The organism is Methylomarinum vadi (genome assembly GCF_000733935.1).
Taxonomy (GTDB): Bacteria; Pseudomonadota; Gammaproteobacteria; order Methylococcales; family Methylomonadaceae; genus Methylomarinum; species Methylomarinum vadi.
On record NZ_JPON01000001.1, the window covers coordinates 499,968 to 524,338 of the forward strand.

The following is a 24,371-nucleotide window of genomic DNA, read 5'->3' on the forward strand; positions in this document are numbered from 1 at the left end:
CCTCCGAAGGGCGAAGGAATTAAGGTGCCGAAATTTGAAGTGTGATGACTATATTTAATCGTCATTCGGGAAGGACCTGAAAAACAGTTAACATTCGTGCTGGAATAGTCGGTTCTTAACTGGACCTGAAATCCTTTTCAGCCCTTTAAATTTTTCTATCACCACGTTCTTTGATGGAAGAAATGTCCTCGCTCATCAAACGAGGAGTACACTATGCCAACTGGAACCAGCAAATTGTGACATTTACGATATAGAGGCGACCCAATATGGATAAGCACCCCCACATTACATTAGGCGACGATTCAATCAAAATCACGGAGGCACGTCATCATGACCCCTTTGCCGTTTTGGGGCGCCATCACCAGGGCGGACACGTTAAAGTTAGGCTGTATATGCCTTACGCCGAAACAGTCAGTTTTGCCGATGGAGGTCCGCAGATTCCGCGTTTGACCGGCACCGACTTCTTCGAGTATGTGGCCAAGGGTAAGGAATTGCCTCGACATTACCGACTGGCCTGGATCGATAAGGATGGCGGCGAACATACCGATTACGACCCATACGATTTTCCTGTCCAGTTGCCGGAATTCGACCGTCATCTGTTCGCCGAAGGCAAACATTGGCACGCCTACCGAAAGATGGGATCGAATTTGCATACGGTAGACGGCATCGACGGAGTATTGTTTACGGTCTGGGCGCCTAATGCGGGTAGGGTCAGCGTCGTAGGCGATTTTAATCGCTGGGATGGCCGTTGCCACCCCATGCGCACTTTGGGCGGAAGCGGTATCTGGGAGCTTTTTATACCGGGCTTGAAGGACGGTTCTCTGTATAAATTCGAAATCATGAACCGCCATAGCGGACAAATCCTGGTCAAGACCGATCCTTACGGCCGCCAATTCGAAGTTAGGCCCAATACCTCGTCCATCGTCGTACGGGACGATACCTATGAATGGCAGGATCAGACATGGATGGAAAAACGTGGCGGCCATGATTGGTTGCATGAGCCCATGTCGATTTACGAAGTCCACCTCGGTTCATGGAGACGGGACGAACAGGGTAATTTGCTCAATTATCGCGAGCTGGCCGATCAATTGGTCGCATACGTCAAGGATTTGGGCTTTACCCATATCGAATTGCTGCCGATCACCGAACACCCGCTGGATGCCTCCTGGGGCTATCAAACCACGGGATATTTCGCGCCCACCAGCCGCTTCGGCACTCCCGACGATTTCCGCTACTTCGTCGATACCCTTCATCAGAACAATATCGGCATCATTCTGGATTGGGTGCCGGCCCATTTTCCCAAAGACGATTTCGCCCTGGCCCGTTTCGACGGCACGGCGCTGTATGAACACGAAGATCCGCGCAAAGGCGAACACCGTGACTGGGGGACCTTGATCTACAACTATGGCCGCAACGAAGTGAAAAACTTTTTACTGTCGAGCGCCATTTATTGGCTGGAAGAATTTCATCTCGACGGCTTGCGGGTGGATGCCGTGGCCTCGATGCTGTATCTGGATTATTCGCGCGAAGAAGGGGAATGGCTTCCGAACGAATACGGCGGCAACGAAAATATCGAGGCGATCGACTTTTTCCGGGAATTGAATGCGGTGACGCATCAGCAGCACCCGGGGACCGTGATGATGGCCGAAGAGTCGACCGCCTGGGGCGGCGTGACGCGCCCCACCTATGTCGGCGGCCTGGGTTTTTCGATGAAATGGAACATGGGTTGGATGAACGACATTCTAGAATACATGGAGGAAGATCCCGTTCATCGAAAATACCATCACGATAAATTAACCTTCGGCATGCTGTACGCCTTTACCGAAAACTTTACCTTGCCTTTTTCCCATGACGAGGTCGTCCACGGCAAGGGATCGATGGTGGAAAAAATGCCGGGGGACGAGTGGCAGCGCTTCGCCAATCTGCGCGCGCTGTACACGATGATGTTCACCTATCCCGGGAAAAAACTGTTATTCATGGGCTGTGAATTCGGGCAGGGCACGCAGTGGAATTTCAATCAGGCGTTGGACTGGTACGTATTGGATTACGCTCATCATCGCGGCGTTCAAACCTTGTTGAAGGACTTGAACAATCTGTATAAGGGGCAGCCTTGCTTGTTTAAGCACGATTTCGATCATCTCGGTTTTGAATGGATAGATTGCCACGATGCCGAACAATCTGTCATCAGCTATCGTCGGAAAAACGAGGATCAGGAATTGATTGTCGTGCTCAATTTTACCCCCGTGGTCAGGGACAATTACCGTATCGGCGTGCCGGTAGCGGGACGCTATCAAGAAGTTATCAATTCGGATTCGAGCGTGTACGACGGCAGTAACGTCACCAATGGCGCGGTCACGTCCGAACCGGTAGCCTGGATGAACCTGCCGCATTCGGTCAGTCTGACCTTACCGCCATTGGCCGGGGTCATTCTAAAACTCGAGGAACAGAAAAAACCGCGCCAAACGCGCCGAGCGAAATCCAAGAAAGCCGAAAAATAGGTTTAACATTCCACTCGAACGCTCTCCTTCGTGGTCGAGGGAGAGCGAAGTTTTTGGATTCAGATTTCGGGAGCGCCTGGCTTCAACAGCAGGGCGGTCAAGGCCGGTAACTTGCCGATGCGGATCGAGAACTCCTGTCCATGCCACGGAGTGTCTTCCATGGCATAGGTTTTGGCCGGCGCCGACCGGCTAAATCCGCCGTATTCCTCGCTATTGCTGTTGAATATTTCGCTATAGGAAGTCGGGTAGGGGACGCCAATGCGGTAATCGAAGCGTGAAATGGCCGAAAAATTGATGACGATGATCAGCGCGATTCGCGGGTCCTTCGCTTTTCGGCTAAACACAATAATACTTTGTTCGTGGTTGTTGGAATCAATCCAGGAAAAACCGGCGGGCCGGCAATCCATTTCGTGCAAGACCGGTTCGTTGCGGTAAAGGAAATTCAAGCTTTTAAAATACAATTGCAAGCGCTGGTTCATGTCGTTGTCCAGCTGTTGCCACGCTAATTCGGCGGATTCGTTCCACTCCTGTTGTTGGCCAAATTCCGCGCCCATGAAATTCAACTTCTTGCCCGGATGGGTCGCCATAAAGAAAAACAACAACCGCAGATTGGCGAATTTTTCCCATGCGTTGCCCGGCATCTTGGTATAAAGCGATCCTTTCATGTGGACCACTTCGTCATGCGACAGGGATAAAATGAAATTTTCCTCGAAGGCATAGTGGAAGATGAATCCCAGGCGGTTGTGATGATATTGGCGGAATTCGGGCGGGGTTTGCAGATAATTGAGAATATCGTGCATCCAGCCCATATTCCATTTGAAGCCGAAACCGAGGCCGCCGGCGTCGGTCGGGCGTGTCACGCCGGCCCAGGCGGTCGATTCTTCCGCGATCATCATGACGCCGGGAAAACGGCCATGAACGATGTAATTGGTATGTTTCAGAAACTCGATCGCCTCCAGGTTTTCATTGCCGCCGTAGATATTCGGTATCCATTCGCCTTGCTTGCGCGAATAATCCAGATACAGCATCGAGGCGACCGCATCGACCCTGAGGCCGTCGAAATGGTAATGCTCCAACCAGAACAAGGCGTTGGCGATCAGAAAGTTTTCGACTTCGTGGCGGCCGTAATTGAAGATCAACGTTCCCCAATCCTTGTGCTCGCCCTTGCGCGGATCTTCGTGTTCATACAGCGCCGTGCCGTCGAAACGGGCCAGGGCATGGGCGTCTTTGGGGAAATGGCCCGCCACCCAGTCGAGCAAGACGCCGATTCCGTTTTGGTGGCATTGGTCGATAAAGGCCATAAGCTCTTCGGGCTTGCCCAGGCGAGACGTCGGCGCATAAAAATTCGACACCTGGTAGCCCCAGGACGGTTCATAAGGGTGTTCGGCGACCGGTAGAATTTCGATATGGGTAAAGCCCATCTCCTTGACGTAACGAATCAGTTTTTCCGCGATTTCCTTGTAATTCAGCAGGCGGTTGCCCGGGCCGCGCCGCCACGATCCCAAATGCACTTCGTATATCGTGATCGGCGTTCGCCAAACGTTGGTTCGGCGGCGCTTTTGCAGCCATTCGTCGTCATGCCATTGATAAATATTGTCGATGCTGTAAACCACACTTTCGGTATCCGGCGCGGTTTTCATATAGAAGGCATAAGGATCCGATTTAAGGCAGGGATCGCCATGGCGAGGAAAAATCTGGTATTGATAATGCTCGCCGTTGCCGATATTCGGAACGAACAATTCCCAGATGCCGGAAGCGCTATGAAAACGCATGGGATGGCCGCTGCCGTCCCAATCGTTAAAATCGCCAACCACATTGATGGCCACGGCATTCGGCGCCCAGACGGCAAAATTGATGCCGGCGATATCTCGATAAGTTTGCGGATGAGCGCCTAAGACCTGGTAAATGTGGTAATGATTGCCTGCGCCGAATAACTGCCTGTCGTGATCGCTGATAAAGGAAACATCCAGCGCATAAGTATCGATTAATTATCCATCATAAGGTTTAAACCACCGGCTTTAGCCGGTCAGCTTTAGCTGCGATAATTTGCCCAAGGAGGTGGCGATGGACTATAGATACGGCAGCCATACGGTTTACCAAATTGAGTATCATTTTGTTTGGGTTACGAAGTATCGTTATAAAGTGCTGAAGGATGAAATAGCCGAACGAGTGAGAGACTTGGTGCGGCAGACATGCGAAGCCTTTGAGATACGGATTATCAAAGGTGTCGTGAGCAAAGATCATGTGCACATTTTGGTGAGTGCGCCGCCGACTATGGCCCCAAGCGAAATCATGAGGCGAATCAAGGGACGAACTTCGAGCTATCTGTTCGAAGAGTTCCCGCACTTGAAAAAGCGATATTGGGGTCGACATTTTTGAGCCCGCGGTTATTTTTGCGCCACAGTGGGGCAAATGACTGATGAGATGATAAAGCAATATTTGGAGCATCACTTTGAACCTAATCCAAACGATAATTTCAAGATGGAGCCCGACTAAGACGCGTCGTTTAGTCGACGCGTATCCGGACTTTCAGTCCGTTATTGGAACCCACCCGCTTGAGCGGGTGGTTGTTTAGTCCTTATGCCGGCCGTCAGTATCTAACATTTGCAGGCGATAATCTCGCTCCGCCATGGCATAAGGAATAATGGCCTGCCATAGATTCGTGCGACCTAGTTGTTCCATTTCGTAGCGGACAGTCGCTTGCTCGGGGAAATAGACGTAAGCGCGCCGGGCCTTGGGGAGTATGGCGCGTATCGTCGCGCATTTGTTGGCCGGATGACGATGCGGGCCCAAAATTGAGTGGGGATTATCGAGGCGACGATGTTGAAGCAGGTCTTCAAGCGCGTCTTTGTTCAGGGTAACCGGCGCATCGACGTCCTGAACCAGCCAAAGAACGCTGTCATTCTCTTGGTTGCAAGAGGCGATCAAATCCCGATAAAAATCGAGGTATTCGCTGTTTAAACGAAAACCGTCGATATGGTAATTTCCCTGCCAGAAGCGGACGAAAGAGAACAGGTAATTTCTGACACCAGGATGGTTTTTGGCAAAGTGGAAATCTACTGCCGTTTGTTTTTCCTGCCCTTCATACAAAGGTTTGCCGTCAAAGTAAATTAGGTTTTTCGGAGTTTTCGTTAAGGATAACGGGATGACATCGACGATGACGCCTAGGCCATGGCTGTGACAGCGGTCGACCAATGCTTGGATATGCTGCGGCGAACCGATGCGGGGGCTGGGGGTGAAAAAAGCGGCGATTTCGCTGTTAACATCGATAAATGTGGGGATTTCCAAGTGGGTATAACCTTGCCTGGCCAATTTTTCCAGCTCAGATTCGCCTAGTGTCAATCTTTTCGGGGCACTTTGTTTGTCGGGCTGGGAAAGTTGAAAAACGGCAATATTTCGCGGCCTGGCGGCATTTTGCCAGGCGCTGTCTTGCCATTGGTGAGCCTGCGCCAGATCACAGACTATTGCCGCGGCCTCCGGCGATTCCTCGATGCAAACAGCGTAGGGATCGGTTTTCAGGAAAACATCGCCTTGCTGGGACCTAATCTCGAATTTATAAAAATCGCCGTCCGATACCCCGGGAATAAACAGTTCCCATAAGCCGACGGCGCTGATTTTTTGCATAGGGTGGTAACGGCCGTCCCAGCGATTGAAACTACCGACGACCGAAACCCGTTGCGCATTGGGCGCCCAAACGCCAAAGCGCACACCGGCCACCGAATTTCTGGTTTCCGGGTGAGCGCCGCAGCGTTCGAATAAACGGTCGTATCGGCCCCGTAGAAACCGCTTTTCTTCATCGGCAGCAAGGTCGGCAACGGTAAAATTGTAAGGGTCGCGAATGACGGCTTGATGTTTGCCGGCATCGGTTACCCGCAGGACATAATCCAATCGATCAGAGCCTTCGCTTATCACCACATCGGTACAGAACAGGCCATCGGGGTCGACTTGCTCCATTTTGACGATTTTTTTGCTGGGGTGCTTAATGAAAACGGTGACTTCCAGCGCATGGGGGATGAAGACACGAATGACAAACTGGCGGCCTTCGTTTGTCGAGCGCTTGCGCTGCGGACCAAGAACTTCAAATGGCCGCTCGTGGCGTGATTCAACGATTTTTTTCAGGTCGTCGTTCATATTTATCGTTCCGGGTGATGTGTTAACACGGTTTACTTGCGGTAATGGCGCCTAACACAGATGACGGAAAGCGGAAACGGCTTTTGCTCGAAGAGCGCAGAAGTTCAGACGAATCCGACGAGTAGCAATTTTAACCGATTTTCCTTGCATGGCTTCTCGGATAATAGTCGTAATTGCTTTACCGACAAGAAAATCTTTGTTTCCCGATGATGATGGCAAAATCCAGCATGAAGAATAATGATAATAATTTCTCTATTAATGCCAAAGTGGAGGTGGCGACATGGCTAATGGGTAGAGGGAACTGCAAAGAAACGGATTATGGATTGGCGGAGGTTAAAGAGGTTTTTTGATTAAACAAAATGGATTGTATTCAAAAGGACAGTCTTATTGGCTTTCGATTTCGTATATCTTCTTCAATGGCTACGATTTTACGAATATCGGCTGCAAGAAATGGTTTCAGACTCTCCTAGTGGTGGAAAAAATTTTCAGTAGGGCGGGGAGTAGAATCAGCACTAACGGGATCTGCACCATCAATCCCGAAACGATGGCGATGGCCAACGGTTGCAGCATTTCGGAACCGGCGCCGATTCCCATCGCCAGCGGCATTAGCGCCAGGATCGCGGCAATCGTGGTCATCGCGATCGGGCGCATGCGATTGTTGCCGGCGGTAATCATGCGTTGAATCGGTGCATGCGATTCAGGCAGGCTTTGATATTCCGAATAATAAAAGATGCTGACTTCGGTGACGATGCCGATGACCATGGTCATGCCCATCATCGCGGTGATATTCAACTCGATCCCGGTCAACCACAAGCCGACGAAAACAGCGGCTACTGCCGACAAGGTCGTCAACATCATTGCCAGGGCGACATGAAAGCGTTCGTATAGATACAGCAACAAGGCGAAAACCAGCGCCACCGCGGCGATGAAGACGATCAGCAGGTCATGAAAGGCGATGCGCTGCTGTTCGTACAAACCGCCCAGGACATAATAAACGTCATGCGGCAACATGCCGGGACTTTCCAGCGCATGGATGACATCGGCGATGGTGGAGCCCATGTCCCGGCCGCTGATTCGGGCGGTGACGGCGATCATGCGTTTCAGATTGTCGCGGGTGATCTGCGCCTGGCCGTTTTCCGGGCTGATTTGCGCCACGCGCTTAAGCGGCACCCAATGGCCGTCCGGCGAGCGAATGCGCAGACGATCCAGCGCTCGCAACGAACCGCGTTCATTGGCCGGGATCCAGACCCGCAGATTGAGCATTTTTGGGCCTTCCTGTAGTTGCGTGGTCACGATGCCGCTCAGGTAGGCGTTCAATGTCTGTTTGACCGTATCAGGGCTGAGGCCTTCCAGCGCCGCTTTATCGCGCAGGACCTGAATATTGTAAGCGTCGCCGGCCGGAATGACGCCGTTGTTGAGGTCGACGACCCCGGTAATTTTTTCCAGCGCCGCGGCCACCTTGTTCGCCAATTCCTTCAATAACTTTCCGTCGTCGGCATACAATTTTACTTCGATCGGTTGCGGAACCGCGGTCAAGTCGCCGATCAGGTCTTCCATCAGTTTGGCCAGCTCGATGTCCAGTCCGGGCACGTTATGGCTAATCTGCTCCCGGAGCCCATCCATCACGTCGTCCAAGCTGCGACGGGGTAACGGTTTCAGGCGGACAAAGAAATCGCCCTCGTTGGCTTCGGTAATGAATCCTCCCAGGCTGTTACCGGTGCGGCGCGAATAAGTCTCCACTTCCGGCGTTTCGCGTAGAATTCGTTCGACCTGCCGCAGCAAGCGGTCCGTTTCCGATACCGAGGTGCCGGGTGCGGCGCGGTAATCGAGAATGAACCCGCCTTCGTCCATCGACGGCATGAAGCCGGAACCGGTTTGTTGCCAGCCGATAAACCCGGCGGCCAACAGCGGAAGCAGGGCCGACAACAGCAACCAGGGTTTGGACAGCAGGATTTGCAACAAGTGTCGATAATGCCTGTGAAACCAGCCCGTCAACGGGCCGTTCTCCTCCTGTTCGGTATCGTTCTGCGTCAAGGTGTGCTCGGCCAGCAACGGGACGGCCAGCCAGGCGACGATAAAGGAGATGAACAATGCCGATGCCATCGTGATCGACAAGGCCTTGAAAAAACTGCCGCTGACGCCGGTGATAAACGCCAAGGGGGCGAAAATGATGATCGTCGACGCCGAAGAACCGGCCAGCGGTTTACTGAATTCGCTTGCGGCCAGATGAATTCTGTTTAGATAAGTGCCCGTTGCTTCGCGCATGCGCCGGATAATATGCTCGATCATGACGATCGCGTCGTCGATAATCAAGGCGACGGCGGCGGCCATACCGCCCAGCGTCATAATATTGAAGCCTAGCCCGAATAAGTGGATGATCAGCACGGTGGCCGATAGCGCCATGGGCACGGTAATGGCCGCAATCAAAGTCACCTTGATATTGCGCAGGAATAGCAACAGGGTCAGGATAGCCAATCCCAGGCCGATCAGCAACGCCTCTTTGACGCTGAGCGCGGAGGCGACGATCAGGTCGCTTTGATCGTACCATTTGGCGATTTGGACGTCGGCGGGCAGCTTTTTGCGGATTAGCTGCAATTGCGTCTGCGCGTTTCGGGCAATGTCCACGGTGCTGCTGCCGGGTTGTTGATTGATCTGAAACAGCACCGCATCCCGGCCTTCGGCGGTGATTCGTTGCCATTGCGGTGCGGTCGTTTTGATCACTTGGGCGACATCTTCCAGAAATACCAGCCCGTTCTGGCCGCTGCGCAAAATCGTCTGCCCGATCTGCTGCGAATTTTGCAATTGGGTGTTGGCCAGTAATAGGTACAACTTGTAATGTTGTTCCAGCCGGCCTACTGCCTGGATCACGTTGGCAGCCGATAACGCGTTGGCGACGTCGTTCAGGTTCAGGTTCAGGGCATTGATGCGTGCCGGATCCACCAGAACCTGGTATTCCGCGACGGCCCCGCCCAATACGTCGACTTTCGCGACGCCGGGAATGGCCGACAGGATAGGCCTGATTTGATAAAGAGCCATATCCCGAAGCTCGACCAGACTGTGTGCCGGCGACGTCAGGCTGTAGCCGAGTACCGGGAAGACCGTGGGGTCCATGCGTCTGACGCCGAATGCCAGCGTGGCGGGCAAGGTCGAACGGATCTGATTGATGGCCGACTCCACTTGCAGCATGGCCGACACCATATCCATGCCCCAGTCAAAATTCACGGCGATATCGGCACTGCCGCGGCTGGTGGCCGAACGCACCGTCAACACCCCCGGCACGGCCCTTACCGCCTCTTCCACCGGCCAGGTCACCTGTACCGCCATGCGTTCCGCCGGCATGTCGCCGGCATCGAGATTGATGACTACCCGCGGGAAGGTGACCTGAGGGAACAGGCTGACCGGCGTCCGATAGATGGCGAAACCGCCTGCGGCGGCGAACAAGACCAACACAAACAGGATAGAGCGTCGGTGGCGGTGCGCCCATTGCGTAATGCTCATTGTTGCTGGCCACTCCCTTCGCTTGGCGTGACGGCAACCGCCATGCCCGGTTCGAGTTCGTAATTGCCCAACACCACAACGTCGTCGCCGACGTTTAAATCGTCGGCGATCACTTCGATTTGCGCCCCGTTTTCCAGACCGACCTTGACGTCATGTTTGACGGCCCGGCCGTCGACGACGGTGAACAGACTGTAACCACCGTCGTCCGGCAATACCGCTTGTCGCGGGACCACGAGCGTTTCGTTGTTGGAAATGATGATTCGGCCTTCGACGAAATCGTTGATCAGCAGAGTCCGGTTTAACTCCGGCCTGATGAAAACATTAACCATGCGTGTGCTGGGATCGATCTGATGGGTGATGATTTCGATGTGGCCTTTGACCGGCTGAGCGACCGGGGTGTTGACCGGCGTGATCAGGACCGGCTGATTCAGTTGTATATGAGCATAATCCTCGGTTTCGATGCCCAAACGCACCACCCATTGGCTATTGTCGACCAATTGCAATAGCGGCGTGCCGGCGGCGACAATTTGGCCCTGTTGCACGTTGACCAAAAAAATGATGCCGCTGCTTTCGGCGTGGATTTGTTGTTCCTTGCCGATACCGCGGTCGGCCAGATTTTTCAACATGATCTTGGCCTGCTCCACGCGCAAGCTCGAGGTCAGCAAATCCTGCTGGGTCGCCAGTTTCAGGCGGATACGTTCGCGTAGCAATTGATTATTCCGCAATGCCGCGCGCAGTTCTCTTTGCGCTTGTTCCAATTGCAGAACCGCATCCGCGCCGGGTTTCAGCGTGATCAGCAGATCGCCTTCCTGTACCGTTTGTCCCTGGTTGACCTGTATTTTGTCGATTCGGCTGGTATAGGGGACGCTGATTGTTTTCAGCTTGTCCGGTAGCGGTAAAACCGCGCCATAGGCGGTCAAGGTCTCTTCGATCTGACCTTTATGCAGTTTAATGGCTTCAACTTCGGCGATTGGTTCGGTTGCCGACGAGGCAGTGTCTTCGTTGGCGGCCTGGTTGGGGTCTGTCGACAGGTAAAGTAGGAGCGACACGACGGCGAGAAGCGGCAGTAGAATAAGGACTAAGGATGATGCAGCGGGGAATCTCATAACATATTGCTCCGATTATCCGATGGCAAGCGATAGCGTCCGCTCGCCACTTCCAATGCGATACCCGCCTGTATCAACTGCAACTTCAGATTCAATAATGCAATTTTTTTGTTGGTCAAATTGTTCCACGACGTATAGTAATTCAACACATCGGCTTGGCCGATTTCGATCGCTGCGCGATAGGCTTTGACCAAATTGGCCAATTCCGGAAGGGCAGCGCGGACGGAATGAATTTGTTTGTTGATCCAGGCGATGGTGACCAGCAATTCGGCGATATCGGCGCGGGCTTGATAAACGCGGTCGCTATATTGATCGAACAGTTGCCGGCGTGTCGCGCGGGCGATGGCGATTTGGCCGCGGTTGCGATTGAATATTGGCAATGTCATCGAGACGCCAAAACCGACGGTATAAAGGTTACTGTTGTCACGCGCATGGTCGAAGCCGATGCTGATGCGCGGAAATTGCTGCAACACGGCCACATGCAGTTTTTCCTCTTGGCTCTCGTAACCTCGTTTCAATGCCATCAAGTCCAATCTTCGTTGTTCGATGTTTTGGATCAATCCATCGTAAGTCGGAACCTTCAGCTCATCGAGTAGTGCGATTCCCTGTTGCAACTTTACGATATCATGAGGTTTAAGGCCCATGGCCCGGTTGAGGCGTTGTTGTTGCTGTTTGATTTGTTGTTCGAGAGCCAGCAAACGGATGTCGACCAGGTTTTTGGCGGAAACGGCGGCAACGCGTTCGAGTTCGGTCACCAGGCCCGCGTCGGCGGCCTGTTGCAGTCGTTGCCGGTTGTTTTCCAAGCGCTGGGCCATTTCGGCGAGCAAGGTGTGTTGCCTGCGATAGACGAGCAAATGATAAACCGCCAGTTTGGCTGCCTGTGCGATTTGCCATTCCTGCCAGGCGATTTGCAGGTCTATGTCCGCTCGTTGTTTTTCGGCCGCGGCGATTTTATTTTCACGCCAGATCAGTGCCGTGACTTGCCAGTTCAGCCCGAAACCGAAAGCGTTATTCATACCCAGATCGGTACCGCCGGAAGGGGCGGAAAAACTGTAGGAAACCTGCGGGTCGGGCAACAATCCTGCTTGTAACAGCTGGGCATTGGCGATAGCGTGTTTATCCCTGATGCCGCGTAATGTTGGGTTGCGCAATACTGCCAAGACGGCCGCTTCGTCGGGCGACAAGCCATCCTCGATGTCGAAGGCAATGGGTTCGAGTAGCGGGTGTTTTATGGCGGCGGCCTGAATACGAAGCTGTTCGTTCGACGGCGTTTGCAGTTGTCGTTGAACGGCTTCCCGGGTTAATGGCTGTGCTTGATAACGTGCGCAGGCCGTTAAGATGAGTAGATTGATTAAAATGGGCAAGGACCGGAATAATTGGCGCACCAAGTAACGCGCAGGTCCCGGCTGCTGTTCCGCTTCATATTGGTTGGCGATCGAAAAAGTCATGTTGAAAAGCATGGACAAATCTTAACAAAAGTGTCTTGCCAAAACCTTTCCGGGTCATTACCAAATGGTAATGTATTCGTTTGGGGAAAGCCGTTATCATTGGCGCCATGAGAATTCTTTTAGTCGAAGACGACGAGCAGGCGGCTGCCTATCTGGTCAAAGGATTGAACGAAAGCGGGCACAACGTCGACCATGCCGCCGACGGACAGGTGGGATTGGATTTGGCGGTGAGCGGACACTACGATGTGCTGGTAGTCGATCGCATGCTGCCGAAAAGGGACGGCTTATCGCTGGTACGCATGCTGAGGGCCGATGGTAACATAACCCCGATTCTATTGCTGAGTGCGTTAGGGGAGGTCGACGACCGGGTCGAAGGCTTGCGCTCGGGCGGCGACGATTATCTGGTCAAGCCCTACGCGTTTGCCGAATTGCTGGCCCGACTCGATGTGCTGATGCGAAGGAACCAGGACAAGCCGGCGGACCGCCGTTTGCATATTGCCGACCTCGAGCTGAATCTGCTCAATCACAAAGTTTCCCGCGCCGGGCGCTTATTGCGCTTGCAGCCGATGGAGCTGCGCCTGCTCGAGTTTCTAATGCGGCATACCGGGCAGATCGTGACCCGGACCATGTTGCTGGAACAGGTTTGGGATTTGCATTTCGATCCGCAAACCAATGTCATCGATACCCAGATCAGTCGCTTGCGGGCCAAAATAGACAAGGATTTCGACAAACCCTTATTGCACACCTTGCGCGGCATCGGCTACAAGCTGGATGAAAACCCGTAGGCTGCTCCACACTTCCGCCATGCGGATCGCCTTGCGTTACGCCGGCATTAATGCCGTGTTGTTAATGCTGGGATTAGGTTTGTTGTTTTGGGCGGGTAGCCGTTATGTGGACGAACAAATCAGCACCGGTTTGAAACAACGGGCCAACGAGCTTGTGCGTATCGAGCAGGCGAAAGGACGCAATGCGCTGATCGAAACGTTAAATGCCCAGCAGACCATCGATGTTAAATACCGCCGCCATTTTTTATTAATTTCCGCGGATGGCCAAATCCTGGCCGGCGATCTCCTGGCATGGCCGTCGGCTCTGGATCATTACGGCCAAGTGACCAATATCTGGATCGACGGCAGGATCGTCAAATACCCCGGAGAATCCGTGGACGGCTATTGGCCGATGATCGCCGCATACCTGCCCGATGGTGGCCGTCTGTTGTTGGCGCAGGGACTGGAGCAGGCCGAGGAACTTCAGGAAATCATGCTGTCGACGATTATTACGATTCTGTTGGTTTCGGTAGGCTTGGCCCTGGCGATGGGCTGGTTCATCGGTCGGACATTACTGGCGCGGATCGATAAAATCAACGCGACGGCCATGGCCATCACCAGCGGCGACCTGTCGCGGCGGGTACCGCTTGCCGACAGGCATGACGAGTTCGATGAATTGGCGGCGCATCTCAATTCCATGTTGTTGCGCATCGAACAATTAATGAACGGCATGCGTCAAGTAACCGATAACGTTGCCCATGACTTGCGCAAACCGCTGTCGCGGCTGCGGAACCGTTTGGAAATCACCCTATTGGAAAAACGCGAACCGGTCGAGTATCGCCAGGTTATCGGTGAAACCATAGAAGATGCCGACGATTTAATCCGCACCTTCAATGCGCTGTTGGAAATCGCGCAGACGGAAGCCGGAAGTTTTCGCGGCGAATGGAAAAATATCGAGTTAAGTTCGTTGTTGTACGAGTTAGGCCAGCTCTACCGTGAGCTGGCCGAAACCGAAAACAAAACATTGTCGATTCGCGTGCAGGGCGGGCTTCATGTTGCCGGTAACCGCCATTTGCTGGCGCAGGCTGTCAGCAACCTGCTGGACAACGCGATCAAATTCAGCCCCCCGGCCGGCAAGATCGTACTTGAGGCGTGGCAGCGGGAGGATGGTGTCACCGTGCAAATCAGCGATAACGGTCCGGGTATTCCGGCCGACCGCTATGCTTATGCCATGGAGCGTTTTTCTCGCCTGGACACTGCCCGGAGTACTTCGGGTAGTGGGCTGGGGCTCAGTCTGGTCAAGGCAGTAATGGAATTACACAGAGCTGATTTGAGCATGGCCGACAATCGGCCCGGTTTGAAGGTGAAGATTAAATTTGCCTGTCACTATGCAGTATAAAAATACTTCCCCTATCAATTGCTTACAATTCATTATATTACTGCGATTGTGACAACGACATATTTGTACCGCCTTTTCAGTTAATATGAAACTTGATCATATTGGGCCATTGGTGAAACAATAAAAACCACTTAACGCGGTTTAGTTGATTATTTGTTAGTGGAATGATAATTCCGGACCATCACAAACTCTCCCAAATCATTTCAGGTTGGGTGTTGGTAGCCTTGCTCTTCAATCTGCTCAGCGGCTATGGTGAGTTTACCTCGTTCGTATTGTGTATCGGCCAGCATGGCCATGTCGCCGTGGAAAAAGCCGGACACGATCATGGGCGCGACAGGCTTTCCATTTCCGGCAACCAAACCCATGCCTTCCATTCCGAAGCCCGATACGGGATGGAGAACGGCCAATCAGCGCACTCATTGCATCGGAATTCATTGGATGGCCATGCGTTCCTTCAGGTTGAATCTTGTCTGGATGTTCCGATCGGGCAGGGAGATCAAGCCAGGGATTCGATACTGGAAAGCATTCTGCAAAACCTGATAGCGGTCGGCTGCACCTTGTATGTAGTCGTCCTATGTCTGATCGCCGTCGTTCAACTACCCGCTTTATCGCATCCTCGGTTTTTTGAAACCAACCCTATTTCATCGACCCCCCTCTTACGGCGTTCCACCGTCCTGCTGATTTAAGCGCATTCCCAAAATCCTAGCCCTGAACGACAAGGGAGTGTTTTCCGCGACCGCATCGCGGAAGCGTTTTACGATTTTTTGGGAATTCTTATGTATATTTTTTCTAATAACCTAACCGTTATTCCACGGTTATGGGCGATGTTGTCATTTTGCGTTCTGCCGTTGTGCGTGTTTTCGGAACCAAGCCATCCGGAGAAACCGGCGGAATCCGTAATATCGCCGGCGACGATCGGCGACAGCCTGACGTTACCGCAGGTACTGGCGTTGACATTAACCAACAATCCGGCCCTGATTGCCTTTTCCGAGGAAATTCGCGCCCGCGAAGCGTTGACCCTGCAAGCGGGGCTGTTACCAAATCCGGTGTTGAATGCCAATGCCGGAAATTTTGCCAACGCCACCGCTAAAGGGTTCGACGGCGATGCCGTGACCCTGCAACTCAGCCAGTTGATCGAACTGGGCGGGAAACGCGCGGCCCGGATCGAGGCGGCGGCGGCCCGACGGGAAGTCGCCGATTGGGATTATGAGACCCAGCGCGTTACGATATTGGCTCGCGCCACACAAGCCTTCATCGACGTGCTGGGGGCACAAGCGCATGCCGAACTGGCCGAACGGTCTTTGCAACTGGCGCAAACAGTTGTCGAAACCGTCGCCAATCAGGTCAAGGCCGGCAAGGTGTCGCCGGTCGAACAAACACGCGTCAATGTGACGCTGGCGACCGCACAAAGCGAAAAACTGCGCGCCGAACGCGAATGGGCGGCCAGCAAACAAACACTGGCGGCATTTTGGGGCGGGTCTGCCACCGAATTTTCCACTGTCCGCGGCGATCTCGAGCATATCAGGCCGTTGCCGCCGCTCGAATCGTTGAACGTCAGGCTTAAGCAAAGTCCGACACTTCGCCGCTGGCTCTCGGAACTTTCGCGGCGGCAAGCCTTGCTGCAATCGGAACAGGCCAAGGCCGTTCCGGATTTGACCGTGAAACTGGGCGGCACGCATTTTCTCCAAAACCAGGACTATGTCGCCAATGTCGGCATTTCCATGCCTTTACCGGTTTTCGATCGCAACCAGGGCGGTATTGCAGCGGCCGAACGACGCCTCGACAAAACCGACGCCGAATTACGCGCCGTTCGTTTCCGGGTCGACAGCGAATTCAGTGCCACGTATCAGAGGCTGGATGCGACGCAAACCGAAATCGAAAACTACCGACTTACGATATTACCGTCGGCGCAAAGCGCCTATCGGTCGGTGCAGAAAGGTTATCGCCTGGGAAAATTCGCGCTGCTGGACGTGCTCGACACGCAACGCACGCTATTCAATGCCAAGGCCCAATATCTGCGCGCTCTGACCGCTTATCATCAATGCCTGGCCGATCTGGAACGACTGATCGGCGGCGCCGTCAACGAGGATTCCCAATGAACAGAAACTCAATTATCGCCATTCTCGGCATCATCGTCGTCGGTTTGTTGCTGGCCGTCCTGATACTCGCGTCGCATCCGGCCGCGGACCACCATGAAGAAGAACATCAGCATGAGAAATCCGCCGACCGCGACGACGCTTTTCCGCGCGGACCGCATAACGGCCGCTTGTTAAGCCAGGATTCCTTCGAACTGGAAATCACGATTTACGAAACCGGTGTTCCGCCCCGGTTTCGGGTTTATGCCTACCGGAACGAAAAACCGCTGCCGCCGGACGATGTCGGCCTCGAGATGACGTTACAGCGTCTCGGCGGCCGCAGCGAGCGAATAGGCTTCAGACCGGTAGCCGACTATCTGCTAAGCGATCGCGTGGTGGAAGAACCGCATTCCTTCGACGTCAAGGTAAAGGCGACATTCGCCGGCAAGACCTACCCGTTCCAGTATTCCCAGGAGGAGGGCCGGGTGCATTTGCCGCCGGCAGCGCTGGCCAGTGCCGGCATTTCCGTCGCAACGGCGGGTTCGGCCGAGATAGAGTGCGTACTGAAATTGCCCGGCACCATCGAGTTCGACCAGAACCGGCTGGCCCATGTCGTGCCCCGCGTCGGCGGCATCGTGGCCGAAGTGCGCAAACGCTTGGGGGAAACCGTTACCCGGGGAGAAGTGCTGGCGGTACTGGAAAGCCGCGACCTGGCGGAACTGAAGAGCCGCCTGGCGACGGCGCGTAAACGCCTGCAATTGGCCCGTTCGTTGTTCCGGCGCGAAGCCCAGTTATGGCAAGAAAAGATTTCCGCCGAACAGGATTATCTGAAAGCCAAAACGCAACTGGCGGAAGCGGAAATCGCCGTCGCGACCGCCAGGGATCAATTGGAAGCCTTGGGCCTTAAACCCGATCAATCCAAACATGCCGCCAATCTGGCCCGCTATGAACTGCGCTCGCCGCTGAACGGCACCGTGATGGAAAAACATCTGGTCGCAGGCGAAGCGGTCAAGGCCGATGCGAGGGTCTTCGTCATCGCCGACCTGTCCGAGGTTTGGGGCAGTTTCAATGTCCCGGCCAACGACTTGAACCGGGTCAGAATCGGTCAGCAAGTTCATGTGTCAGCGCCCGAACTCGGTTACGAAACCCGGGCGGTCATCGATTACCTCGGCGCCCTGGTCGGCGAACAAACCCGTTCGGCGCCGGCCCATGTGCATATCGAGAATCCGGAACGACGCTGGCGTCCCGGTCTGTTCGTCAGCGTCGAGGTGATCGAGGAAAAAGTCGTGGCGCCGGTGGCGGTGTTGTTGGAAGCCCTGCAGACCTGGCGCGGTAGCGAGGCGGTGTTCGTGCAATACGGCGACGAATTCGAAGTGCGCCCTGTGCAATTGGGGCGGCGCGGCGCCAACAGGGTTGAGGTTATCAAAGGCCTCGCGGCCGGCGAACGTTATGCGGTTACCAACAGTTTCGTTTTGAAAGCGGATCTGGGCAAGGCCGGCGCGACGCACCAGCATTAGGAGGGGCCATGTTCGAACGTATTCTGAAATTTTCGATCGATAACCGCTGGTTGGTCTTGCTCGCGACCGCCGGTTTTATCCTGTTTGGCCTTAACCGATCGCTGCGCCTGCCGATCGATGCGGTGCCGGACATCACCAACGTGCAGGTGCAGATCAACACCGCAGCCCCCGGGTATTCGCCGCTGGAAACGGAGCAACGGGTCACCTTCCCGATCGAGATCGTCATGGCCGGGTTGCCGGGACTGGAACAGACCCGTTCGTTGTCCCGTTACGGTCTGTCCCAGGTCACGGTGATCTTCGAAGACGACACCGATCTCTATTTCGCCCGGCAACTGGTCAGCCAACGCATCCAGCAAGCGAAAGGACAGTTGCCGCCGGGACTGGAGCCGACGATGGGGCCGATCGCCACCGGCCTCGGCGAGATTTTCATGTGGTCGGTCAATGCCGCGCCCGACGCGCGCAAAGCCGACGGACTGGCCTATGACGAAACCGATCTGCGCACCCTCAAGGACTGGGTGGTGCGGCCGCAGCTGCGCACCGTGCCGGGCGTGACCGAGGTCAACAGTATCGGCGGGTACGTCAAGCAGTATCATGTCACGCCGGACCCGGAAAAGTTGATCGCCTACGGCCTGAGTTTTCGCGACGTGGTAGCCGCGCTGCAAAGCAACAACGACAACATCGGCGCCGGCTACATCGAGCACCGCGGCGAACAATATCTGATCCGGGTGCCCGGTCAGGTCAAGACCCTGGAGGAAATCGGCCGCATCATCGTCGGCAATTACCGGGGTACGCCGATTTTCATCCGCGATGTCGCCGACGTGCTCCTGGGTAAGGAGTTGCGCACCGGCGCCGCCACCGAAAACGGCCGTGAAACGGTGCTCGGTACGGTATTCATGCTGATCGGCGAGAATAGCCGCACGGTGTCGCAAGCGGTCGGCGAAAGACTGGCCGAAATCAACCGCAGTCTGCCGGACGGGGTCAAGGCCGAACCGGTTTACGACCGCCTGGTTTTGGTCGACAAGACCATCGCCACGGTCAAGAACAATCTGTTGGAAGGCGCGCTGCTGGTCATCGCGGTGCTGTTCTTGTTTTTAGGCAACCTGCGCGCCGCGCTGATCACGGCGGCGGTGATCCCGCTGGCGATGCTGCTCACGATCACCGGCATGGTGGCGCACGGGGTCAGCGCCAACCTGATGAGCCTCGGTGCGTTGGATTTCGGCATCATCATCGACGGCGCGGTGGTCATCGTCGAGAACTGCGTCCGCCGTTTGGCGTTGGAGCAACGGCGGCTGCAACGGCCGTTGACGTTGCCGGAACGGCTCGACACGGTGTTTTCGGCTTCGCAGGAGGCGCGCCGGGCGCTGTTGTTCGGTCAGGCGATCATCATTACCGTGTATCTGCCGATTTTCACGCTGTCGGGCGTCGAAGGCAAGATGTTTCATCCGATGGCGTTTACCGTGGTCGCCGCGCTGGTCGGCGCGATGCTGCTTTCGATCACCTTCGTGCCCGCCGCGCTAGCGGTGTTTATCGGCAATCGGGTCGACGACAAGGAAAATCCGGCGATGCGTTTCGCGCAAAAAGCCTACCGGCCGCTGCTTCGGCAATCCCTGGCCCACGGCCCGGTGGTTTTGACAGGCGCAGCCATGTTGTTGTTTCTCAGTGTGTTGATGGCGACGCGCATGGGTACGGAGTTCATTCCGGCGCTGGACGAAGGCGATATCGCTATGCATGCCTTGCGCATTCCCGGTACCAGTCTGTCGCAGGCGATCCAAATGCAGCATGATCTGGAAAAGAAAATCGGCGCCTTTCCCGAGGTGAAACGGGTCTTCTCCAAGATCGGCACGGCCGAGATCGCGACCGATCCGATGCCGCCCAATGTGGCGGATGCCTATATCATGCTGAAAGACCGTTCCGAATGGCCCGACCCCGGCCGCCCCAAGGCCGACCTAGTCGAGGCTCTGGAGCATGTGGCCAAATCGGTGCCCGGCAACAACTACGAATTCACCCAGCCTATCAAGATGCGCTTCAACGAGTTGTTGTCCGGCGTGCGCGCCGACGTCGCGGTCAAGGTGTTCGGCGACGACCTGAATACCTTGCTGGCAACCGCCGAACGGATGAGCCATGTGTTGGAACGGGTGCCGGGCGCCGCCGATGTCAAAGTGGAACAGATGAGCGGTTTGCCGATATTGACCGTTACTATGAAACACGACATGCTGGCCCGTTTCGGCTTGAACCGGCATGACGTGCAACAAGCGGTGCAGGCGGCGATGGGCGGCGCCAAAGCCGGCGAAATCTATCTGGGCGACCGGCGCTTCGATTTGGTGGTGCGGCTACCGGAACAATTGCGTAGCGACCCCGAGGCGATGCGGCAAATCCCCATTCCGTTACCAGTGAGTGCGGAGGGCTCGTCGCAACCGTCGTTCGTGCTGCTCGGGACGGTGGCCGACTTCCAAACCGCGCAAGGGCCCAACCGGATCAGCCGCGAAAATGGCAAGCGGCGCGTCGTCGTGACCGCCAATGTGCGCGGCCGGGATCTCGGCTCCTTCGTGACCCAGGCCCGGGAAATAATTCGCGCCGAGGTGACGTTGCCCAGCGGTTACTGGGTCGCCTGGGGCGGCCAATTCGAGCAAATGATCGCCGCCGCCGAACGGCTGCAAGTAGTGGTGCCGCTGGCGCTGTTGATCATCTTTTTGTTGCTGTACGCGACCTTCGGCAATGTGCGCGACGGGCTGTTGGTGTTCACGGGCGTACCGTTTGCGTTGACCGGCGGCATCGCCGCGCTGTGGTTGCGCGATATTCCCCTGTCGATCTCGGCGGCCGTCGGCTTTATTGCGCTGTCCGGAATCGCCGTGCTCAATGGCTTGGTGCTGATCACCTTCATCAACAAACTGCGCCGGGACGGCCTGGGACTGGAAAAGGCGTTGCGCCAGGGCGCCTTGGTCCGTCTGCGGCCGGTGCTGATGACTGCCGTGACCGACGCCTTAGGCTTCATTCCGATGGCGCTGGCCACAGGAACCGGCGCGGAGGTGCAACGGCCGCTGGCCACGGTGGTCATCGGCGGCATTTTGTCATCGACACTGTTGACCCTGCTGGTGTTGCCGATACTGTACCGCATGGCCTATCGTGGCAGTGATAAACTCTAGACATCGAATAAGGGATAAAGGCATTCTGCGGCCAAAATATTATCAAGGCCGCCACTAAACCGATTTGAAAGCCCGTTATTAAACACGTTTATTTATTGACATCTTTTTTGCCAGCGAATAACCTCAATCGGTAGCGACATATAAATAAAGGCCACCACAAGCGACGCAATACATTTTCGCCTTTTTGAACTTTCCGATTGCACGTTACGACCTTGATTGTTTTATTTTAACGAATACGAATAAGGGGAATACAATGGATTTAACAAGTATTGGCAGTGCATTGCTTCTCATTGTTGACATTTATGCAATCGTGATGATTATGCAAAGTTATGCAAAAACGCCGAAAAAATACTCTGGTCCGTTCTTGTGATTTTGCTGCCTTTGATCGGCGTGATCATTTGGTATTTAAAGGGGCCGGGAAAGAAACCCTTTTAGCTCGCGTAGCTCCGATTAGCGTTAGCGCAATCGGAGGAATGTTGACTTCGAAATGTGCGATTACGCAAGCTAATCGCATGTTTTGACGGCAGCTTGCTTGCCGTTTATTGCCATTGCCACCTAAGCCCTATAAAGTTCATAACGATCGGATTGCAATTTTCGACATCATCTCTTGTTGCAATTTTTGTTCGAACTTACCGGGCTCGCGGGAATATAGATTGGCCACGCCGCAGGCGATGGAAGTTTTTACGGTATTTTCCAGACTTTCACCGTTGCGTGTCGCTACCGCGAGTCCCGCGACCATGGCATCGCCGCAACCGATATGGGTCAGGATTCGGGAAGGCGTATCGACTATATTTGCTGCCATTGCCACCCGTCGTCCAACCACTACCACCCCTTGCGCGCCACGGGAAACATAGATCCAGTGGATACCTTGTTCGACCAGGCCTCGCGCGGCCGAGACTATTTCCGCTTCATTCTTGAGGGGCGCGCCTACGATTTGTTCCAGTTCCTGCTGGTTGGGTTTGATTAAATACGGTTTTGCGGCAAGACCATTGTTCATGGCGTTGCCGCTGCTGTCTAGTAGAGCTGTGGCGCGTTTGCCGCGGCACAGTTCGATCATTTCCGCGTACCAATCTGGGGCCATGCCGGGGGGCAGACTGCCGGACAACACGACAATATCGTTTGGCGTCAACAGGGCCGCCAATTTGTCCTTCAGATGGCGGCAATCTTCGGCATTGACGGTGTAGCCTTTGGTGCGAATATGCGTTTCCCGGTTATCGGTCCGGTCGAAAAGGGTGATATTGGTTCGCGTTTTGCCTTCTACCGCGGTGAAGTCGGTTTGTATAAATTCGGAATCCAATGCTTCGAACGTAGGCAACGATTGTTGGCCGACAAATCCCAGGCAAGTGACCGCTATCGACAAGGACGCAACCCCTCTGGCGACGTTGACGCCTTTACCGCATGCAAACTCGGTATTGCTCTGGGCCACGATATTGTCATTGTGTGCCAAACCTTCGATCTCAATATACAGATCGAGTGCGGTATTTACGGTGATGGTGATTATTTTACCTTTATCTGAATCATTTTTATGCATGGCTGACGGGTTAGGACATTTTAAAAATATTGCCGGGCTGTTATAGTCGAAAACGTGTCGATTAACACGTAAAAGTCTGTGAGTCAGGAATTTTATCCGTCACCGGACCTCAATAAGTTTTAAAGCTTAGCAATATAGCGGGAGGTGGAAAATGCGAAAATATTTATTGTTACTGTGCTGTCTATTCGTCAGTCCATCTCTATTCGCGGTTTGTCAGAAGGAAAGGGTTCAACTGCAAATTCTTGGGTCGGGTGGACCCGAATTGACCGATCGTCGCGCCTCGACCTCGTACTTGCTGAGTTTGGACGGAAACGCGCTGGCGTTGATCGATACGGGTTCCGGCAGCGCGCTCAATTTTGAAAAAAGCGGCGCCAGGCTTAACGATTTGAAATTCGTGCTGTTTTCCCATCTGCATGTCGACCATAGCGCCGATTTTGTCGCCTTTCTAAAGGCGTTTTATTTCAGTCGCCGCGATAACGACTTATTCGTTTACGGCCCGGAAGGAAATCAAGCGATGCCGGGGACGATTGAATTTATAAACGGTTTGGCCGGCTCAGAGGGTATCTACCGTTATCTCGCCGAATATGTCGATAAGCGCACGCCCAGTCGCTTTAAGGTTCTTCCGAAGAATATTGCTATCGATGAAAAAACTAGCAAAGAGGTTTATCGGGACAAACAAGTTTCCTTGTCGGCTACTCCGGTACATCATGGCCCGATTCCGACCTTGGCGTGGCGAATCGAGCTGGCGGGGTGTGCCGTGACTTTTTCCGGCGATATGAATAATCAGTACCGCACGTTGAATCGGTTGGCGAAATATTCCGATATATTGGTGGCGCACAATGCCATTCCCGAAACGTTGGTCGGAGTAGGGCGGCAATTACACATGCCGCCGTCGGAAATCGGTAAAATCGCGGTGCAAGCACAGGTCAAAAAATTGATCTTATCTCATCGCATGATGCGGACCCTGGGCGATGAAAACAAGACGATGCGCATTATCCGTCAGTACTATCAGGGACCTATCGAATTTGCCGATGACCTGGATCGCTTTAGTCCATAAGGTACTCGCATTAGCCCTTTCAGCAGGAAATATCATAGCGACTCGCGTTTCCCGAACACGTACTCCCTGCCAAAAAAATTATAATAATCTTGTGTTTATACAAGACAAAGGAGATACTTACCCTCTAACTTTTATTAAATGATAGGTTAGGCTTAGAGTGTAAATATAACTACTATAATAATTGGATGATTAAGAGGAGGTCGT

General features: G+C 54.2%; 16 protein-coding genes and 1 pseudogene. 11 read left to right on the top strand and 6 right to left on the bottom strand.

The features are described 5' to 3' along the window. Positions 1–266 precede the first annotated feature (266 nt). Positions 267–2,498, top strand: coding sequence for a 1,4-alpha-glucan branching protein GlgB (gene glgB / locus EP25_RS0102565; RefSeq protein ID WP_036300161.1), 2,232 nt, complete (start codon positions 267–269; stop codon positions 2,496–2,498). Positions 2,499–2,557: 59 nt separating this feature from the next. Here glgB (EP25_RS0102565) and glgB (EP25_RS0102570) read toward each other — a convergent pair whose 3' ends face one another. Further along, positions 2,558–4,483, bottom strand: a complete 1,926-nt coding sequence (gene glgB, locus EP25_RS0102570; protein WP_084190930.1) for a 1,4-alpha-glucan branching protein GlgB — start codon at positions 4,481–4,483, stop codon at positions 2,558–2,560. Positions 4,484–4,562: 79 nt separating this feature from the next. On the opposite strand from glgB (EP25_RS0102570), the pseudogene tnpA reads away from it, so the two are divergent. Next, positions 4,563–4,994 (top strand): annotated as a pseudogene (tnpA, locus tag EP25_RS0102575) (IS200/IS605 family transposase). A 75-nt stretch (positions 4,995–5,069) separates the two neighbouring features. Here the strand turns inward: tnpA and EP25_RS0102585 are convergent. Further along, a complete protein-coding gene (locus EP25_RS0102585) occupies positions 5,070–6,629 on the bottom strand; it encodes a GlgB N-terminal domain-containing protein (RefSeq protein WP_031432469.1) in 1,560 nt (519 codons plus the stop codon). Positions 6,630–6,856: 227 nt separating this feature from the next. Between EP25_RS0102585 and EP25_RS24010 the strand changes: the two genes are divergently transcribed. Then, complete coding sequence (locus EP25_RS24010; protein ID WP_268745408.1) at positions 6,857–6,979, top strand: hypothetical protein; 123 nt, start codon at positions 6,857–6,859, stop codon at positions 6,977–6,979. 106 nt (positions 6,980–7,085) lie between these two features. On the opposite strand, the gene EP25_RS0102595 is transcribed toward EP25_RS24010, so the two are convergent. From EP25_RS0102595 to EP25_RS0102605, 3 genes are read right to left on the bottom strand one after another with little or no spacing between them, the layout of a single operon-like run. Then, positions 7,086–10,127, bottom strand: a complete 3,042-nt coding sequence (locus EP25_RS0102595) for an efflux RND transporter permease subunit (RefSeq protein ID WP_031432470.1) — start codon at positions 10,125–10,127, stop codon at positions 7,086–7,088. Continuing rightward, on the bottom strand, positions 10,124–11,176 hold the full coding sequence (locus EP25_RS0102600) for an efflux RND transporter periplasmic adaptor subunit (RefSeq protein ID WP_031432471.1): 1,053 nt from the start codon (positions 11,174–11,176) through the stop codon (positions 10,124–10,126). The genes EP25_RS0102595 and EP25_RS0102600 overlap by 4 nt, the downstream gene beginning before the upstream one ends. A gap of 53 nt (positions 11,177–11,229) precedes the next feature. Further along, on the bottom strand, positions 11,230–12,681 hold the full coding sequence (locus EP25_RS0102605) for a TolC family protein (protein ID WP_160172687.1): 1,452 nt from the start codon (positions 12,679–12,681) through the stop codon (positions 11,230–11,232). A 107-nt stretch (positions 12,682–12,788) separates the two neighbouring features. Between EP25_RS0102605 and EP25_RS0102610 the strand changes: the two genes are divergently transcribed. From EP25_RS0102610 to EP25_RS24210, 7 genes are all read left to right on the top strand, one after another. Further along, positions 12,789–13,466 (top strand): response regulator transcription factor, encoded by a 678-nt coding sequence (locus tag EP25_RS0102610; RefSeq protein WP_031432473.1) that lies wholly within the window; start codon positions 12,789–12,791, stop codon positions 13,464–13,466. Further along, positions 13,453–14,844, top strand: coding sequence for a sensor histidine kinase (locus EP25_RS0102615; RefSeq protein WP_031432474.1), 1,392 nt, complete (start codon positions 13,453–13,455; stop codon positions 14,842–14,844). The genes EP25_RS0102610 and EP25_RS0102615 overlap by 14 nt, the downstream gene beginning before the upstream one ends. A gap of 215 nt (positions 14,845–15,059) precedes the next feature. Next, positions 15,060–15,530, top strand: a complete 471-nt coding sequence (locus EP25_RS0102620; protein ID WP_152555579.1) for a hypothetical protein — start codon at positions 15,060–15,062, stop codon at positions 15,528–15,530. Positions 15,531–15,620: 90 nt separating this feature from the next. Beyond that, complete coding sequence (locus EP25_RS0102625) at positions 15,621–16,943, top strand: TolC family protein (RefSeq protein ID WP_084190932.1); 1,323 nt, start codon at positions 15,621–15,623, stop codon at positions 16,941–16,943. Continuing rightward, a complete protein-coding gene (locus tag EP25_RS0102630; protein WP_031432477.1) occupies positions 16,940–18,436 on the top strand; it encodes an efflux RND transporter periplasmic adaptor subunit in 1,497 nt (498 codons plus the stop codon). The genes EP25_RS0102625 and EP25_RS0102630 overlap by 4 nt, the downstream gene beginning before the upstream one ends. Positions 18,437–18,444: 8 nt before the next feature. Beyond that, positions 18,445–21,579, top strand: a complete 3,135-nt coding sequence (locus tag EP25_RS0102635; protein WP_031432478.1) for an efflux RND transporter permease subunit — start codon at positions 18,445–18,447, stop codon at positions 21,577–21,579. Between the two features lie 348 nt (positions 21,580–21,927). After that, a complete protein-coding gene (locus EP25_RS24210; protein WP_200875079.1) occupies positions 21,928–22,014 on the top strand; it encodes a hypothetical protein in 87 nt (28 codons plus the stop codon). Positions 22,015–22,150: 136 nt separating this feature from the next. Here the strand turns inward: EP25_RS24210 and EP25_RS0102645 are convergent, their stop codons facing one another. Beyond that, a complete protein-coding gene (locus tag EP25_RS0102645; RefSeq protein WP_036300168.1) occupies positions 22,151–23,110 on the bottom strand; it encodes a 1-phosphofructokinase family hexose kinase in 960 nt (319 codons plus the stop codon). Between the two features lie 151 nt (positions 23,111–23,261). Here EP25_RS0102645 and EP25_RS0102650 point away from each other — a divergent pair, with 151 nt between their 5' ends. Then, positions 23,262–24,167, top strand: coding sequence for an MBL fold metallo-hydrolase (locus EP25_RS0102650; RefSeq protein WP_036300172.1), 906 nt, complete (start codon positions 23,262–23,264; stop codon positions 24,165–24,167). Positions 24,168–24,371 lie beyond the last annotated feature (204 nt).

Excerpts from the sequence above, each read along its gene's own strand:
- glgB (WP_036300161.1), top strand. The coding sequence starts at position 267 with ATGGATAAGCACCCCCACATTACATTAGGCGACGATTCAATCAAAATC.
- EP25_RS0102585 (WP_031432469.1), bottom strand. The coding sequence starts at position 6,629 with ATGAACGACGACCTGAAAAAAATCGTTGAATCACGCCACGAGCGGCCA.
- EP25_RS24010 (WP_268745408.1), top strand. The coding sequence starts at position 6,857 with ATGAAGAATAATGATAATAATTTCTCTATTAATGCCAAAGTGGAGGTG.
- EP25_RS0102595 (WP_031432470.1), bottom strand. The coding sequence starts at position 10,127 with ATGAGCATTACGCAATGGGCGCACCGCCACCGACGCTCTATCCTGTTT.
- EP25_RS0102605 (WP_160172687.1), bottom strand. The coding sequence starts at position 12,681 with ATGACTTTTTCGATCGCCAACCAATATGAAGCGGAACAGCAGCCGGGA.
- EP25_RS0102610 (WP_031432473.1), top strand. The coding sequence starts at position 12,789 with ATGAGAATTCTTTTAGTCGAAGACGACGAGCAGGCGGCTGCCTATCTG.
- EP25_RS0102615 (WP_031432474.1), top strand. The coding sequence starts at position 13,453 with ATGAAAACCCGTAGGCTGCTCCACACTTCCGCCATGCGGATCGCCTTG.
- EP25_RS0102625 (WP_084190932.1), top strand. The coding sequence starts at position 15,621 with ATGTATATTTTTTCTAATAACCTAACCGTTATTCCACGGTTATGGGCG.
- EP25_RS0102630 (WP_031432477.1), top strand. The coding sequence starts at position 16,940 with ATGAACAGAAACTCAATTATCGCCATTCTCGGCATCATCGTCGTCGGT.
- EP25_RS0102635 (WP_031432478.1), top strand. The coding sequence starts at position 18,445 with ATGTTCGAACGTATTCTGAAATTTTCGATCGATAACCGCTGGTTGGTC.
- EP25_RS0102645 (WP_036300168.1), bottom strand. The coding sequence starts at position 23,110 with ATGCATAAAAATGATTCAGATAAAGGTAAAATAATCACCATCACCGTA.
- EP25_RS0102650 (WP_036300172.1), top strand. The coding sequence starts at position 23,262 with ATGCGAAAATATTTATTGTTACTGTGCTGTCTATTCGTCAGTCCATCT.